Source organism: Dyadobacter sp. CY345, from assembly GCF_021502725.1.
GTDB lineage: Bacteria > Bacteroidota > Bacteroidia > Cytophagales > Spirosomataceae > Dyadobacter.
Window position 1 is genome coordinate 205,751 of the sequence record NZ_JAKFFS010000003.1, and the last position, 16,897, is coordinate 222,647.

The window sequence follows — 16,897 nt, forward strand, 5'->3', positions numbered from 1 at the left end:
TAACAAAAAACCATCCGTCTAATTTAATTGTATTGGTAGGGAATATGCTTCTGATCCGTTCAACAATGAATAAACGGCAGATTGAATTTTTGAAAATTTTCAGAAAGCCTGCATCACTTCTTCGATTGGTTTTGCACCATCAAAATAAGATAAGAGACGCATCAAAATACCTTCAACCACTGCGTCAGGACAGGAAGCGCCGCAGGTTAGCATAATTTTCACAGGAGATTTTGCAGGAAGATAATTTTCAGAAACCACTTCCTCTTTGGTATGCAGGTTAAAATGTCTGATCAGTTGTTTATTCAGAATTTTGTTAACTGATTCAATAAAATAAGTTGGAAGTTTCGCTTCACAAAGTTCTACCAGGTGGGAGGTATTTGAACTGTTGTAACCGCCAGCAACAATCACAAGATCCGCCGGATGTGTCAGCAAAGCATAGGTTGCATCCTGATTATCATTAGTCGCATAACAAAGCGTGTCCCGCGTATTAGCAAAACGCGTTTCCACTTCTTCCGGCCGAAGGTTGTAATGTTTCGTCATTACAACCTTTAAATAATCTGCAATGCCTTGTGTATCAGATGCCAGCATCGTCGTTTGGTTCACAACACCAATGCGTTGCAAATCTTTTTCAGGGTTAAATCCTTCTGAAAACTGACCTTTAAAATCTTCAAAAAATTGCTGTGTTGGTAATTCGCCGGTAATGTAGGACGCCAGGCGAATGGTTTGCGCCATATCTTCAACCACAATCGTCGGCGCATTTTCTTTGCTATGCGAGAAAGTTGCGCGCGTTTCTTCGTGAAATGGTTTTCCATGAACAACGATCGAATAATCTTTTTCACCAATCTGCGCAGCGCGATTCCAAACTTTTTCAACGAACGGACAAGTCGTATCGTAGATATATGAATTGATTCCAAGCTCATTCAGCTTTTGCTGGTTTTCGACCGTTGTACCAAACGCCGGAACGATCACAATATCAGCCGGCGTAAGTTCTTCCCAGGGAATGAGTTGTTTTCCTTTTGTATCCATGATGAATTTGACACCACGATCTGTCAGGTCGCGGTTCACATCCGGATTATGGATCATCTCGCTTAACAGGAAAATTCTCTTGTCAGGATTTTCTGAAATGGCTTTATAAGCGATATCAATGGCGTTTTCTACACCATAACAAAACCCAAAATGGCGTGCGATGAGAAACTGTACCGGCCCGAAATCGAGCACAGTTGGCGTGAAATCACGTTTCAGTTTATCGTTTTTACGACGGAATTCCTTGATCGGTGTGATGATTTGGCTCCGGTAAAAATCGGGTATATTAAACGTCTTCATTTACAGTTTCAGTAGATTACAATGAACAAAATAGACCATTTTTAAGCAATAGTCAAAACCGGACGTTTTCTTTTTAGTAACAAATGTGAAATTGGCTTTGTTCAAAAGGCTGTCGTCTTTCGGCAGAAAGCTTCCTAAATGTTGCTAAAAACAGAATTTTAATGGTTGTAAGCCGATTGCAGACAGCCGATCGCCGACGGCCGCCAAAATATTTTGTACCTTGATGCAACATCTGTATTCTTTTTTGCCTCTTTGATTTAGACGTTCAAATCTAAACCTTCTGCTTGAAAACGAAATTGTACACCGACCAGCATGTCGAACTGGTAGAGCGTTGTAAACTCGGAGAGCGCAAAGCGCAGTATGAGTTATACAAATGTTACTCTAAGGCTATGTTCAACATATGCATGCGGATCATAAATCATATGGGAGAAGCGGAGGATGTCTTGCAGGAGGCTTTTGTGGACGCTTTTACCAACCTTCACCAATTTCGGCAGCAATCCACTTTTGGTGCATGGTTTAAACAAATCGTCGTCAACAAATCCATCAATCACCTGAGAAGCAGAAAGGTTAAATGGGTTGAAATGGATGAATTTAATGAAACGTTTGAGGAAAGTGAAGATATTGAAAAGAGTTTCGGCTGGTATGAAAATGATACAACGTTAGAAGTGGAGCGAATCCGGAATGCAGTGCTGAGATTGCCGGATGGATATCGGGTTGTCGTAAGTCTTTATTTATTCGAAGGTTATGATCATGAGGAAATCGGTGAGGTTTTAGGAATCAGTGAAACGACGTCTAGGACGCAATACATGCGCGGAAAACGTAAACTGACAGAGTTGCTTGGAAATGTTTAATATAAAGTCGCGCAACGCTGGCTATAAAAGAGGAGTAAACAGAGACAGTATCAAACTAAAAAATAGTATCATTTGAATCAAAACTTTACACTTTATATGTTAATGATCAATGAAAAAGTCTTCTGATAAAAAAGATCGTCTAGAGAGGTTTGTGCGGGATAATAGGGATGGATTTGACGCTTTCTTACCTCAGGATTCTTTGTGGGACCGCATCGAAAGCAGTATTCCCCAGGCGCCCGCAGAACCGCAGCAAAAAGTAAAGCGTTTAAACAATCCTTATTTCGATTGGCGGGTCGCAGCTGGTGTCTTGCTTGCTTTGGGAGTTGGTTATCTCTTCTACCTCAATAATGAATATGGTGTTACCCGAGATCCTGGAGTAGCGCTGAAAGTGCCTGCTTATGCCCGTGAGTTTAATCAGTATAACACGTTGATTGACGAAAAACGGAGCGAGATTCTGAAACTTGCCAGTAATAATCCGGAACTCTACAAGGATTTTTCTGCTGATCTCGAAAGTTTGGAAGTGAGTTATCAAAATCTTAAATCAGATTTGGGCAATGCTCCTAACCAGGAGGCATTGATTCGTGCGATGATTGAAAATCTTCAGTATCAGGTAGATTTGCTCAATCGACAGTTAAGTATTTTACAACGTATCAATAAGGCAACCCAAAGCCATGAAAAAGATAATTCACCTACTGTTTAGTATCACATTATTAGGGCCAACACTCGGATTCTCTGCCGATTCTGATCCCTTTATGCTCATCGAAAAACGAAGGCATATTGTAAAAGTTTACGAAGTCACTGAACGAGATCAGCTGATGGTGGATAATCAGTACGGAGAGGTTAAGATTAATTTGTGGGGTAAAAACGAAATAAAAGTTGAAGTGATTATCACAGCGACTGCGCCCAGCGAATCTCAGGTTTCTGAATATTTGAGCTCAATTCGGATTGGTGAAAGCAGGTTGAAAAATCTGATCAGTCTTCGGACAACGATCGACAAAAATAGTTTTGCGAGAACGGGTTGGAGCAATATGAAGTGGAAAGCCGGCGAGAAGAATTTTATTCAGATCGACTATACGATCTTTATGCCGAAGGAAAATGAGCTCGTTGTTAAAAATCAGTTTGGTAATACCAATATTCCATCTTTCGAAGCACCGCTGACAATTGATTCAAGGCATGGAAATTTTAATGCGAATGTTCTGGGTAATGCGCAAAATGTTATCAACTCACAGTTTGGGCAGGTTACAATTGGTAAAATGGAAGGCGGAAATCTGGTATTTGAAAATTCAGATTTGAAAGTAGATAAGGTTAGAACGCTAACGCTGAACATTAAAAGCGGAGAACTTTCAATTGGTGACGTCGACGATCTGACGACGAATATCAACTATTCAAAAGCAATAATCGGGAAATTGCGTGGCAGTGGAAAAATCAGACTGAATTATTCCAATAATTTCAGAATGGAGGAGCTTCCTTCGTCGGAGGAAAACCTGAATATACATGCGGAGTTTTCATCGGTAACACTCCCGGCTGAATCTAATAGCTTTAATGTGACGGTAACCAATGGAGATTTCAGCTTTCCAACCAATGTAAACTTTTCCAAACAGCCGGCGAGTGAAAGTAAATCGTCAAGCCATTCCAAGCAATATCAAGGCAAAATTGGCTCGGGATCTGGTGCGAAAATTACTGTTTTCTCCAATTTTGGAGACGTGAAATTGAAAAACTAGACGGCTTGTTATTTGCGCTGCTCCTCAACGAGAACATTGTAACGGAAATCCAGCGGATCGAATGCGGTCATCAGTTTGGAAATAAAAGTCGGGTCGTTCAGGTAAAAATTCAGGAAATTGTCATAACGTTCCTGGGAAGATTTGCCTGGAAATAATTTGTATTTTAACGCAAGAAGCTGGTCAATTTCACTTTCGTGATTTCTTTCTTCTGCTTTTCTCAAACGCTTTTCAAGATTTTCAAAAGAATGGCGTATCCGGGTTTCTTCTGCTTTTACAGCGCCTTCCATTGATTTATCGATTGCCATTGCCTTGTCGAGAATTGTTTCGAAAAGAGCATAAAACGATTCCTTCTCTTCGTTCAAATCAAGGACATTTGTTGAATGGGTCTCGACAAATTTCTTACGCAACGATACCTCATCAAGAAATAAATCTTCATAACGCACTTTCAGCTTATTGACGCGCAGCCGTTGCTGATCTGTGATATACATAGCAAAATTCCGGGGAATCAGCATCGGAAAAGTGACGTTGTAATGATCAAAAATACCTTTCAGCTGCATCCAATACGGCACTTCTGATGGTCCGCCGATATACGCAAGATTTGGTAAAATAATTTCTTCATACAAGGGACGCAGAACAACATTCGGACTGAATTGTTCAGGATGTTCTTCGGCGAGCGTAAGAATTTCGTCCTCAGTAAATATCAGGTCTGTATTGACTACCTGGAAAAGATTATCTTCCTTAATAATGCGTTCCCGCAAGTTATCAATCAGATAGAATAAATTGATTTCCCGGGCGTGAAGTGGCGTATGATAACCCAGCGATGAAAGTTTTGCAGTAGTTTCATTAACAATTTCCGCAGATTTGGAAGTTGTGAGTTCTTCTTTGATAACAGGAAGAAAATGGCTTTTAAGGTCGGCGTTGTCAGCATCTATACAAATCAACCCTTCCCGTCCGAACAGTTCGTGCATATAACATCGAACAGCGTCAGCTAATGTTTCATTTTCAAGATATGCTTTTGCAAACAATAACGGTTTGTCGGGCAGCATTTTCAAGATGCTGTGTAATTCTTTGGGATCGAGTCTTCCTACGGCTCCGCTGTGCTCGCCTTCCCACTTGTGTGTTTTTCCAAAAAGATTAAATGATGCAATTTCTGCAAAATCATGATCTTCGGATGCCATCCAGTAAACAGGTATAAAATTATATTCGGGATACGTTTCCTTTAATTTCCTCGCAAGCTTTATGATCGTTACAATTTTATAAATAACGTAAAGCGGCCCTGTAAAAATATTGAGCTGATGTCCTGTCGTAACCGTGAAAGTTTTCTCGTCAAGTAGCGTAGAGAAATCCGGCATATAAGGCTGTCCCTCATATTGTTCTTCTAAAACTTTGACCAAAGTCTGCCGTTTTTCATGACTGAAATTCGCCCGCTGGCTGATTATTTCCTTTGCATTTTCGACCGTCGGAAATGTTCCATAAAACGCTTTAAGTGAAGGTTTTTGGTCAAGATAATCGAGAAGTAATGTAGGGAACTGACCCGTAGTACGTAAATCAACGGAATGAACTGTCATGAAAGGTGGTTTTTCAGTCTCAATTAAAGAATGCAAAGGATTCAGTGTTTAGGGTAACATGCATTATCAAAATAAACCCTGCATGGGGACTGAAAGTTCATGAAAAAAATTGAGTTAAACTACTTCCTTAACACTTGTTATGCAACCGGGATAGGTACGACCCAGAAATTCAAACAAAAAGGCCGGAACTGAAACAGTACCGGCCTTTCAAATTATTTGATTTGGTTTTTAGTTGTTCAGACTGTTCGTCTGACGTGTTCAAAATAAGTCATTAGCTAGGTTAGTAAAATTCATTGTAATAAGGGCAACAGATTATTATGTCTTAAAAAATATAATCATTTTTTGCTATAAGCGCATCTGCAATACGACGACGCGCATCTTTGAGGTTAATCGGTTCAATTTTAGTAAACCTTTTCAAACCCATCAGCATCACGCGTAACTCATCACTTTCCGCAAAACTCGTAATAGCAGATTTTCCTGCATTGTTCACACGTTCGACGGCTTCATGCAAATAAACCATTGCAATATCAGTGTGTAATGTATTTACGTCATTGCCGAGTAAATCGATTCTTTTCTCAACACGAAGCAGAACAGATTCTGCCACATAGGTTTCAATAACCATGTCAGCAAGGTTCATAATGATCTCCTGCTCTTCCGAAAGTTTGGTCATGAATTTTTGAACAGCAGCGCCTGCAACCATTAAAACAGACTTTTTCAAGTTTTTTATAACTTTCTTTTCAGCTGCAAATGGTGTTTCATCTTCATCGATTCTAAAATCCGGAATTGACATAATTTCTTTCCCGACAGCCATGGCAGGCCCTATCAAATCCAGTTGTCCTTTCATCGCACGTTTTAAAAGCATGTCGACAACCAGCAGGCGGTTAATCTCATTTGTGCCTTCGAAAATTCTGTTGATACGGCTGTCACGATACGCTCGGTCCATCGGAGCATCAGCGGAATAGCCCATGCCACCATATACCTGGACGCCTTCATCAACCACATAATCAAGAACTTCCGAGCCGTGGACTTTCATGATTGCGCATTCGATCGCCAGTTCTTCGAGCGCTTTCAGTTTTGCATCTCCATCTGTCAATCCTTTTTCTTTCAAAGCAACGATCAGATCATCGATATTCTGTCCAACACGATATGCAGCGGATTCCGTCACGAACATACGAATCGCCATTTCAGCAAGCTTGTGTTTTATTGCTCCAAAATTGGCAATGGAAATACCGAATTGTTTGCGTTCGTTTGCATAATTTATTACCTGTTTTGCCACCTGTTTTGCTCCTCCAAGCGCTGCCGCAGCTAATTTTATTCTGCCAATATTAAGTATGTTCACAGCAATTTTAAAGCCATTTCCACGCTCAGAAAGCATATTTTCTACCGGAACTGTGCAGTCATTAAAGAAAATCTGGCGTGTATCAGAGCCTTTGATCCCCATCTTATGCTCCGGCTCATTCATAGTAATGCCTCCGAAGGTTTTTTCAATGATAAAAGCGGTCAGGTTTTTATCCGTTTCGCCGTTGGGTTCAACGACTTTGGCAAATACAATCAGCAGGTCTGCAAAACCTCCGTTTGTGATCCACATTTTCTGTCCGGTGATGATATAATTCTTGCCATCTTCGCTTAGTCTCGCTTTTGTTTTTCCCGAGTTGGCATCCGATCCAGAATCCGGTTCAGTCAGGCAATAAGCAGCTTTCCATTCACCGGAAGCCAGCTTAGGCAGATATTGTTTCTTTTGTGATTCATTTCCGTAATAAACGATCGGTAAAGTTCCGATCCCGGTATGCGCCGAAAGCGCGACAGAAAATGAATTTCCCGCACCTGTCGCTTCCGCAACCAGCATGGATGTATTAAAATTCATCCCAAACCCACCATATTCTTCCGGAACAACCGTTCCCATCAATCCTAGTTCACCTGCCTTATCCATTAATGAAGACATCAATTCAGGGCTTTTGGCCTGATCAATTTCGTCCAGACGCGGCCAGATCTCGGTGCGCAGAAAATCACGGCAGGTATCAGCGATCATTTGCTGCTCCTCATTAAATTCTTCAGGAATAAAAATCTGTGATGCCAGAGTTTCCTTAATTAAAAATTCTCCTCCTTTAATCGACGTTTTTTTATCTTCTGCAACAGCCATATAATATGAATATTTGAGTGATTTAACATTTTGTAAGGAAATGGTATGCTTGCATACTATTTCTATGATAGCAAATATATTTCCTTTCTTATTATTATGCAAGCATACTAATAAGAAATTAATTTGTCTTCCTGGAAGCCAAAAACAAGTGAAAATTCAGTTCTGAATATCAGAACTCGTCAATGATTTTTTGCCATTGTACCACTCCCTTTTCTACGCTAAATTCCAGTGCTTTTTTCCGGGATTTTTCTTTGTCGAAAGTGGAAAGTTTTTTATTCCAATCAAGAATACTTTGCACAAACAGCGTAAGGTCAAGATTTGGAATTACGGTACCTAATTCCGGCGTAATAAACTCGGTCGGGCCACCGCTGGCGAAGGAGACAATTGGTTTTCCCAGCCAGGCAGCCTCCACCAGAACCATTCCAAAAGGTTCCTGTCGGGATGTTAACATAAATCCGTCGGCAGCGTCCAGATATGAGGCATAATCTTCCTTTTTCGCACCAATAAGGTGGATTTTAACGTTTGTGATTTGCTCACATCTTTTTCTTGTCCAGTAAACAAGTCCGTCGTTGCCCAGATTTCCCACCCAGACAAGATGTATTTTTGCATTTTCAGGAATTTGAAGGGCAATATCCGGCAACAGATCAAAACCTTTTCTGTCAGAAGATGTTCCGGACATTATCCAGACAAAATCATCCGGTCCGACTCCCCATTCTTTTCTTATTTTCGTGACTTTTTCAGGTTCCGGCTTGAATTCATTCAGGTCGACAAAAGGATAAAGTCTTTTTACTTTTTTACTCCCTGATTCTGCCAGGCATTTACATACGGCGTCAGAACAACCGATATGCATGGTCGAATCGTTTATGGCCGTCTCAAAATCAGTGCTGCTTACCTGGGAAAACATCGCGGATAATTCATGAATATGCGAGATTACCGGCATCTGAATTTCCTTTGCAATTCTGATCACATCGGTCAGCATTACTGTATTGACATACCACAGATCCGCCTTGAATGTCTGAGAAATCTTTTTTATAGCGCGATGTGTCGGGTGAAAACCGAGATGAAACGCGATTTTATCTTTTATGGAAAATTTTCCCGGCGCAAGAAAAACAGGAATATCCGACGGCAAATCGTTTAATAATTCGCCCTGGGCAAAAGCTACCAGTCCCGCTTCAAATTTACTTCTGTCCAGATATTTAAGGATGTAATAAATCAGCATTTCCGAGCCTGTGCGTGTGGCATAAGGCGTGAAGAACAGAATTTTTCGGCGGGTACTATTAACATTCATGATTGGCTAATTAAATCTATATTCTCAGACGGTTTTATTTTGAATAACTGTTTGCTGCCAAAAAGTGTCGGCCAGAAATAGTGTAATAAAACGCCTGTCTTTTTTGTGAAAATGGACTGCGTTTTCAACTGCGAAAATGGATTGCCATCGTTTTTAATATTAAAAAGCATTTTCCAGATAAAAATCACAGGAATCATGACCAGATAATGCAGGATCATGAACAGGTATGCCCCAACGCCATATTGTTTTCGAACCCACAACATATTGGAAACCTGCATTTGGGCACTGAAACGGTTGATCCAGGAAATGTTGGAACGACGAAATGGATTGTCATTTTCAAGATGTATAAAAGTACAGTCCTGGAAATAACACAACTTCCCTTGCTTTCCTAAACGCGCCGACCACTCGACGTCTTCTCCATACATAAAAAAATCTTCGTCAAAACCTCCCGCCCGTTCGACAGCTTCTTTTCTTACAAAAACAAAAGCCCCAACAAGCCAGTCATACTGATCAGGGTCAGAATATGTTGGTTCGGGATACAGTTTAGTGAGCATACGGTCAACAAATCCGCTTGGAGGCAGTATGAAAAATGTTTTCCGGAATTCATTAAAACTTTTGTAAAACGGCATCGGTTTGCCATCCGCATAATATTGAAGAGCCCCAGCCGCCGCAATATCATTCCGCAAATTCATTCTGTCAACACAACGCCCGATCACGTTATCTGTCACAAGCGTGTCTGCATTTAATATCAAAAAATAACGTCCCGCAGCAGCCTTCATTCCCTCGTTGTTCGCACGCCCGAATCCTGAATTGTAGGTCATATCAATCCATTTAATTTCCGGAAATGCCTGCCGGACTAAATCTCCCCCACCATTTTCAGGATCATTATCAACAACAATTATTTCAAATTTAACGCCGGATGTATGTTTGTAAATTGATTGTAAACAATTGATAATTAGCTGCGGTGTTCGGTAATTGATGATGATGATGGATACATCCATGAAATAGCGGCATATAGTTGATGAGCAAAAATAAAGAATCTCCCCGGAAGAAAGCCAAATCTCCTATGGAGCCGATTGAAAATTACATTTTAATTATTGAATGGACCTCAAAGGGCTCGGACTGGTTTTATCTTTTCCACTAAAAATGCGTGGAGTTTTACTTCCAGTGTTTTGTAAGAAATGTGGGATATAATCAGTGTCATGGAGGCGGCAAGGAAGAACGCCGGAGTGCCAACATAAAAGGCAGGCAGAGATATTTTATTAAACAAGTATGTGATCAGACCGGCAACGGGAATATGCCACAGATAAATTGAATAAGACATATTACCCAAATGAATCAGCCACTCCGGATACTGGACAGATTCTTTTGGTGTATGAAATATCAAAGCCAGACAAAGCAGGCCCATGCCAAATCCCCAGTTGAGAGGCCCGTGACCACCATAAAATCCTGATAGATACTGCCAGACCGATAGAGTGACAACCACTGCAACAACAATATTCTTGCTAAAAATAAAATAGAAAATGGGCGAGAACGAAGGGGATATGTATAAAATTCCAATGATCACACCATAAACAAAATCCCAGATTATGGGATTGGTAATGAGATTCAGGATGACAAACCCATAGTCGAATGAGCGAATAGAGTCCGTATTTAATACGCCATTGGCAAAAGGTACAAGAATCAGTGTCAGAATAATCAAACATGTAAACGAAATCCAACGGTACCGGCCAGACAAAATTGAAATGGCTATAATCAGATAGAAATACATTTCATAAACCAGGCTCCACCCAACCGGCAGAAAGGCATAACCGAAAAATGGCGGATTTGTATGCGATAGAGGAATAAAAAACATACTTTTCATGACCTGTGGGATCACCTCGGAAGGAATGGTGTATCGGAAAAGTATTAATGTATAACTTAAAGTAGCAATGATGTAAAGCGGCCAGACTCTGATAATTCTTTTGACAAGAAAATCCATGCTGTGCGCCAGGCCTCCTGCTGATTTCCTGGTTATGTATACCATGATAAAACCGCTGATGATGAAGAAAAGATCAACACCTGCCGGTCCGGAGGCAAAAAGAAAATCAAGTTCTTTTTTAAAATGATCATTGGGTTTCATCATTTCTTTGAGATGAAAAATCATGACCATAATCACAGCGACACCACGCAGTACTTGTATTATTTCAATTCTGTTTGGAATATTTGAAAATTCCGACTTTGCAGGTAAATGATTATTCATAAGTGCGTGTCAGGACTTTATGTGTGTTACCACATAAATACGCGGAAAAGAAAATGTAATGGGTATTAAAAATTTTTGCAAAAGTAGGCATTTATAACCGACTTTGGAGTCCGGAATGAATGTCTGGGTCAGTTAGCTGGAATGGATCGGTTTGCATTCCAGAGTTTTGTCACAAAAAAATATCCGGAGAAGATAATCGTAATCTTCTGCGGATATTTCAAATTTTTGTAATTAATACATTGTATTTCTAATTCAAGCGCTCAAAAATTCCTGCAACACCTTGTCCGCCACCAACGCAGGCGGTTACCATACCATACTTCTGATTTCTGCGTTCCATTTCGTTAAAAAGCTGAACGGAAAGTCTGGCTCCTGTTGAACCCAGCGCGTGGCCCAAAGCAATTGCGCCGCCGTTTGGATTGACGATTTCAGGATCTATACCAAGCTCCTGAATGACTGCAAGCGCCTGTGCTGCAAAAGCCTCGTTCAGCTCAATTTGTTGAATATCAGACAGTTTAAGTCCTGCCTGTTTTAGTGCCTTAGGTACAGCGGCTACCGGGCCAATACCCATAATTCTTGGATCAACGCCTGCCGTTGCATAAGAAACCATACGCGCAATAGGTTTTAAGCCAAGTTCGTTCACAAGTTTTTCAGACATTACGGCAACAAAAGCAGCACCGTCAGAAGTCTGTGAAGAATTTCCGGCTGTTACCGATCCGCCAGCTGCAAAAACCGGTTTCAGTTTATTCAAAGCATCCAGCGTGGTATCTGCCCGTGGGCCTTCATCCTTATCCACAATCGTTTCCTTAATTTTTTTCTTACTGGAAACAGGATCAAAAAAAGTTTCCTGCACTTTTATAGGAACAATACCGCTGTCGAACCAACCTTCTTTTTGCGCACGTAATGCTTTTTGGTGAGAAAAAAATGAAAACTCATCCTGTTTCTCCCGACTGATATTGAAATCTTTCGACACCTGTTCCGCAGTTAATCCCATACTTAAATAATAGTCAGGATGATTTTGCGCAATTTCATAATTCAAAGCCGTTTTCCAACCCATTGTCGGTACCAGCGACATCGACTCAGTGCCGCCTGCAATGATACAATCCGCCATACCCGCATGAATTTTTGCCGACGCCATCGCAATTGCTTCAACCCCTGAACCACAGTAACGGTTAATGGTTATTCCGGAAACGTTTTTTGGTAAGGACAACAAGGCTACATATCGTCCCATTTGCATACCTTGTTCGGCTTCCGGTACCGCATTTCCTACAATCACATCATCCACACGCGCTGGATCTAACTGAGGAATTTTTTCAAGAATATATTTAATCACGTCAGCACCTAAATTATCCGGACGTGTGAAGCGAAAACCACCACGAGATGCCTTACCTACCGCAGTGCGATAACCGGCAACAATGTATGCATTCATAGATTATATGGTTTTTTGTAAGTCAATGATTGAATTCTGACGCTTTGCTTATAGTCACAGTAAAAAATAGTATGCAGGCATACTATCGTAAAATTAATAATTATAACTAAAACAAAAAACCGCCGGAATAGTTTTATCCTGGCGGTCTTGTAATACAGTTTATTGATGAAGCACGTTAGTGCATAGCAGAGCTTTCGATGTGGTTGGTAGTTTTCACTCCTTTTGGCATTGCAATCCACATAACGATGTAGAATATGAAAACCGGGAAGTGAACCGGAATAAAAAATCCCATCACTAAAAGTACTCTGATAATGACTACGTCAATTTGTAAATAATTAGCTATACCGGCAGCTACACCACCTATTACTTTGTTATTTACGTCGCGGAATAATCTATTGTTGTTCATGGCTATGTTCGTTTTCTTTGTTATTGTTGAATCAAAGGTACTAGGTGATACACAGTAGTTGTTAATTATCTACATGAATGGTTTAGGCCGGTGAAAGGTGGTTGTTTTTGATGAAGAGTACCAGATAACAAAACACATTTAATGCGTCAGAATTATTTTTGTTAAACAGACATAAACCATAAGCTGAAACGACAAACTTTTCGTTTATAAATTAACGTTTATGATATAGTTCACATAAAAACATAATGCTTTGACGTTTCAAGATTTTGTAATAAATGACGATGATATCAAAGCTGAATCGCAGAGAAGAGGCCAGATAATAGAAAATTAAGATTAAAATACCCTTAGGATTATTGTATTTGTTGGTAAATAGAATGCGCAATAAATTACATTTGTACTTGAACATTCAACTGAATAGCTGACAATCTGGCATTTTGAGGCAATCAGGCGTAATATTTTTCAAACAAAATGAACGATTCACAATACATATACCATCATGTTTAAAATATTTTCGAAGCTATTCGGCACAAAATCTGAGCGCGATTTAAAGGATTTAACTCCTTACGTTGCTTTGGTAAACGCGGAATACGCGAAACTGACTTCTTTGTCCAATGATGAACTCAGAGCGCAGTCAGAGGGTCTGAAAGCACATATTGCCGCAGGTTTGAAATCAATTGATGACCAGATAGGCGCGCTTCGGGACCAAGCTAACGACGAGCCGAATGTGGATAGCAAGGAAGCTATTTTCAAGAAAATTGATGCGTTGGAGCTCGACCGGAATAAAGAACTTGAAGTAATATTATTGGACATCCTGCCGAAGGCTTTTGCAATCGTGAAGGATACGGCCCGTCGTTTTAAAGAAAATGAAAGTCTGGAAGTAACTGCTTCCTACTTCGACCGTGAAATAGCAACGAAGAAAAGAAATGTTGTTATTGATGGTGATAAAGCGGTCTGGAATAGTACCTGGGATGTAATCGGCCAGCCTATTAAATGGAACATGCAGCACTACGATGTGCAGCTGATCGGTGGTTTGGTACTTCATCAAGGAAAAATATCCGAGATGGCAACCGGTGAAGGAAAGACGCTTGTAGCCACTTTGCCAGCGTTTTTAAATGCACTGGCAGGTCTGGGTGTTCATATTGTAACTGTCAATGATTACCTGGCAAAACGTGATGCGGAATGGAATGCACCTTTATTTGAATTCCATGGCATGAGCGTTGATTGTATCGACCGTCATCAGCCAAATACACAGGCGCGCCGCGATGCATATAAAGCCAATCTTACATACGGAACAAATAACGAATTTGGTTTTGACTATCTGCGTGACAATATGTCACGTACAACCGATGAGCTGGTTCAACGCAAACATCATTTCGCGATGGTGGATGAGGTCGATTCAGTTTTGATCGATGATGCCCGTACACCTTTGATTATCAGTGGTCCGGTACCCCGCGGAGATGAGCAGGAATATCTAGAGCTAAAACCTCGTGTTTCGAAAATTGTTGAAGCACAGAAAAAACTGGCAATGGATCTGCTGAATGAAGCAAAGAAAAAAATTGCTGCGGGTGACAAAAAAGAAGGTTCTCTAGCCCTGTTCCGTGCACACCGCGGTATGCCGAAATACAAGCCGTTGATTAAATATTTAAGTGAATCTGGTATTAAGCAGTTGATGCAGGAATCTGAATCAATTTATCTTGCAGAAAACCAGAAGCTGATGCCACAAGCTGATGCTCCGCTTTATTTTACAATTGACGAAAGACATAACAGTATAGAGCTTACCGAAAAAGGGATCGATTTCCTTACCGGAGAGTCTGAGCAAACCAATTTCTTCATTCTTCCTGATATCGCAGTTGATCTTGATAAGATTGAAAAAGATCAGTCACTTAGCGAGCAGGATCGCGTGATGCAGAAAGAAGCATTGATCCGCGATTATTCTATTAAAACAGCTCGTATTCACACAGTCAACCAGCTTTTAAAAGCGTATACACTTTTTGAAAAAGATGTGGAATACGTTCTTATGGATGGAAAAGTTAAAATTGTTGATGAGCAGACAGGTCGTATCATGGACGGTCGCCGTTATTCTGACGGACTTCACCAGGCGATTGAAGCAAAAGAAAATGTTCGTGTTGAAGATGCAACACAAACTTACGCAACCGTAACGCTTCAGAATTATTTCCGTATGTATCACAAGCTTGCCGGTATGACCGGTACGGCTGAAACAGAAGCGGGAGAATTCTGGGAAATCTATAAACTGGACGTAGTATCAATTCCTACCAATGTTCCTGCGGTTCGTAAGGATCAGGAAGATAAAGTTTACCGTTCGGTTCGTGAAAAATATAATGCAGTTACGGATGAGATTGTAGAGTTGGTTGAAGCTGGCCGTCCGGTACTGGTTGGTACTACTTCGGTTGAAAACTCTGAAATTATCAGCCGGATGCTAACCCTGCGAAAAATACCACATCAGGTATTGAATGCAAAACAACACCAGAAGGAAGCGGAAGTTGTGGCAGAAGCTGGTAAGCCAGGTACTGTAACCATTGCAACAAACATGGCTGGTCGTGGTACGGATATTAAACTAACCCCGGAAGCAAAAGCAGCAGGTGGTTTGGCTATTGTTGGTACAGAACGTCACGAAAGTCGCCGTGTTGACAGACAGCTTCGTGGTCGTGCGGGTCGTCAGGGTGATACCGGTTCTTCTCAATTCTTTGTTTCATTGGAAGATAACCTGATGCGTCTTTTTGGTTCCGACCGTATGGCGAAGGTTATGGATAAAATGGGTTTGGAAGAAGGCGAAGTAATCCAGAGCAGCATGATCACAAAATCAATCGAGCGTGCTCAGAAAAAAGTTGAGGAAAACAACTTTGGTATGCGTAAGCGTCTTCTGGAATATGATGACGTGATGAACTATCAGCGTGATGCCATTTACACGCGTCGCCGTAACGCATTGTTCGGAGACCGTCTGGCTGTGGATATTGCTAATACGCTTTATGATGTTTGTGAGGAAATTGTTGGGAACGCTGGAACTTATTCTGAACTTGATCTTGCAACAATCACAACGCTTGGTATTGAACTTCCGTTCAGTGAAAATGATAACGTTTCCCTGAAGCCTCAGGAAAAAACACAGCGCTTATACGAAGCGGCTGAAAAACATTATCAGGATAAAAATCATCAGATTTCAGAAAAAGCATTGCCAATCTTGCAATCTATTCATGCAGAGCGCGGTGCTACGATTACTGAAATCATGATTCCGTTCAGTGACGGAATTCGCCAGACAGGTATTGTTGTAAATCTTAAAAAGGCGTTGGCTAACAACGGTCATGAGATTACACACGAAATGGAAAAAGCGATTGTGCTTTCGCTGATCGATCAGGAGTGGAAAGAGCACCTTCGTGAAATGGATGATCTGAAACAATCTGTTCAGAATGCGGTGTTTGAACAAAAAGATCCGTTGCTGATCTATAAATTTGAGTCTGTTGAGCTTTTCAAACGCTTCCTGAGCAAAGTTAACTTTGACATGATCTCGTTCCTGATGAAGGCTGATATTCCACAAGAGGAAGCTGCGCCAGCTACGGCTGTTCAGCAAACTGTAAAACGTCCTGCCCCGGCGCCGGAGCTTCACACAAACCGTGAGGAAGATTTCGATGCAGATCTTGACGGACCAAATGAGTATGCACGTCAGATGGAGTCTACGACCAAGGCTCAGCCGATCAGGGTGGACAGGATTGCTGACCGTAATCAGAAAGTTTCAGTACAGTATCGCGACGGACGTGTTTTGCGTGACGTTAAATACAAAAAAGTAGAACAGGAAGTTAAAAACGGAGACTGTGTTGTAATTGAATAACAGCTCCATTCTGTTTTGCGATTAATATAATTTTGAGTTGAAAATCAGAAGCCTTGCCTTTCTAAATTAGATCGGCAAGGCTTTTTGATGA

Annotated in this window: 12 protein-coding genes; 4 read left to right on the top strand and 8 right to left on the bottom strand. The window is 40.9% G+C overall.

Going from position 1 to position 16,897, the window contains the following annotated elements:
• Positions 1-99: 99 nt before the first annotated feature.
• Positions 100-1,323 (bottom strand): 4-hydroxy-3-methylbut-2-enyl diphosphate reductase, encoded by a 1,224-nt coding sequence (locus L0657_RS14690; protein WP_235151558.1) that lies wholly within the window; start codon positions 1,321-1,323, stop codon positions 100-102.
• Positions 1,324-1,607: 284 nt separating this feature from the next.
• Between L0657_RS14690 and L0657_RS14695 the strand changes: the two genes are divergently transcribed.
• The 3 genes from L0657_RS14695 (at position 1,608) to L0657_RS14705 (ending at position 3,895) form a co-directional block, all read left to right on the top strand.
• The gene (locus tag L0657_RS14695) at positions 1,608-2,174 is read left to right on the top strand and encodes an RNA polymerase sigma factor (RefSeq protein ID WP_235151559.1); all 567 of its coding nucleotides are present in this window, start codon (positions 1,608-1,610) and stop codon (positions 2,172-2,174) included.
• A gap of 109 nt (positions 2,175-2,283) precedes the next feature.
• A complete protein-coding gene (locus L0657_RS14700; RefSeq protein WP_235151560.1) occupies positions 2,284-2,874 on the top strand; it encodes a hypothetical protein in 591 nt (196 codons plus the stop codon).
• Entirely contained in the window at positions 2,846-3,895 is a 1,050-nt protein-coding gene (locus tag L0657_RS14705; protein ID WP_235151561.1) for a hypothetical protein, read from the top strand. Before L0657_RS14700 ends, L0657_RS14705 begins: the two co-directional genes overlap by 29 nt.
• Before the next feature lie 8 nt (positions 3,896-3,903).
• Here the strand turns inward: L0657_RS14705 and bshC are convergent, their stop codons facing one another.
• The 7 genes from bshC to L0657_RS14740 form a co-directional block, all read right to left on the bottom strand.
• The gene (gene bshC / locus L0657_RS14710; RefSeq protein ID WP_235151562.1) at positions 3,904-5,463 is read right to left on the bottom strand and encodes a bacillithiol biosynthesis cysteine-adding enzyme BshC; all 1,560 of its coding nucleotides are present in this window, start codon (positions 5,461-5,463) and stop codon (positions 3,904-3,906) included.
• A 322-nt stretch (positions 5,464-5,785) separates the two neighbouring features.
• Positions 5,786-7,603 (bottom strand): acyl-CoA dehydrogenase family protein, encoded by a 1,818-nt coding sequence (locus L0657_RS14715; protein WP_235151563.1) that lies wholly within the window; start codon positions 7,601-7,603, stop codon positions 5,786-5,788.
• Positions 7,604-7,772: 169 nt separating this feature from the next.
• The gene (locus L0657_RS14720; RefSeq protein ID WP_235151564.1) at positions 7,773-8,891 is read right to left on the bottom strand and encodes a glycosyltransferase; all 1,119 of its coding nucleotides are present in this window, start codon (positions 8,889-8,891) and stop codon (positions 7,773-7,775) included.
• Positions 8,888-9,892 carry a glycosyltransferase family 2 protein gene (locus L0657_RS14725; protein ID WP_235151565.1) on the bottom strand — a complete coding sequence of 335 codons (1,005 nt, stop codon included), beginning with the start codon at positions 9,890-9,892 and terminating at the stop codon, positions 8,888-8,890. The genes L0657_RS14720 and L0657_RS14725 overlap by 4 nt, the downstream gene beginning before the upstream one ends.
• 107 nt (positions 9,893-9,999) lie before the next feature.
• Entirely contained in the window at positions 10,000-11,133 is a 1,134-nt protein-coding gene (locus tag L0657_RS14730) for an acyltransferase (protein WP_235151566.1), read from the bottom strand.
• 247 nt (positions 11,134-11,380) lie between these two features.
• A complete protein-coding gene (locus L0657_RS14735; RefSeq protein ID WP_235151567.1) occupies positions 11,381-12,559 on the bottom strand; it encodes an acetyl-CoA C-acyltransferase in 1,179 nt (392 codons plus the stop codon).
• 175 nt (positions 12,560-12,734) lie between these two features.
• Positions 12,735-12,965 carry a PspC domain-containing protein gene (locus L0657_RS14740; protein WP_090340359.1) on the bottom strand — a complete coding sequence of 77 codons (231 nt, stop codon included), beginning with the start codon at positions 12,963-12,965 and terminating at the stop codon, positions 12,735-12,737.
• A 496-nt stretch (positions 12,966-13,461) separates the two neighbouring features.
• On the opposite strand from L0657_RS14740, the gene secA reads away from it, so the two are divergent.
• Positions 13,462-16,806 carry a preprotein translocase subunit SecA gene (gene secA / locus L0657_RS14745; protein WP_235151568.1) on the top strand — a complete coding sequence of 1,115 codons (3,345 nt, stop codon included), beginning with the start codon at positions 13,462-13,464 and terminating at the stop codon, positions 16,804-16,806.
• Positions 16,807-16,897 lie beyond the last annotated feature (91 nt).

Coding starts and splice junctions, on each gene's coding strand:
- L0657_RS14690 (WP_235151558.1), bottom strand. CDS start 1,323: ATGAAGACGTTTAATATACCCGATTTTTACCGGAGCCAAATCATCACA.
- L0657_RS14700 (WP_235151560.1), top strand. CDS start 2,284: ATGAAAAAGTCTTCTGATAAAAAAGATCGTCTAGAGAGGTTTGTGCGG.
- L0657_RS14705 (WP_235151561.1), top strand. CDS start 2,846: ATGAAAAAGATAATTCACCTACTGTTTAGTATCACATTATTAGGGCCA.
- bshC (WP_235151562.1), bottom strand. CDS start 5,463: ATGACAGTTCATTCCGTTGATTTACGTACTACGGGTCAGTTCCCTACA.
- L0657_RS14715 (WP_235151563.1), bottom strand. CDS start 7,603: ATGGCTGTTGCAGAAGATAAAAAAACGTCGATTAAAGGAGGAGAATTT.
- L0657_RS14720 (WP_235151564.1), bottom strand. CDS start 8,891: ATGAATGTTAATAGTACCCGCCGAAAAATTCTGTTCTTCACGCCTTAT.
- L0657_RS14725 (WP_235151565.1), bottom strand. CDS start 9,892: ATGGATGTATCCATCATCATCATCAATTACCGAACACCGCAGCTAATT.
- L0657_RS14730 (WP_235151566.1), bottom strand. CDS start 11,133: ATGAATAATCATTTACCTGCAAAGTCGGAATTTTCAAATATTCCAAAC.
- L0657_RS14735 (WP_235151567.1), bottom strand. CDS start 12,559: ATGAATGCATACATTGTTGCCGGTTATCGCACTGCGGTAGGTAAGGCA.
- L0657_RS14740 (WP_090340359.1), bottom strand. CDS start 12,965: ATGAACAACAATAGATTATTCCGCGACGTAAATAACAAAGTAATAGGT.
- secA (WP_235151568.1), top strand. CDS start 13,462: ATGTTTAAAATATTTTCGAAGCTATTCGGCACAAAATCTGAGCGCGAT.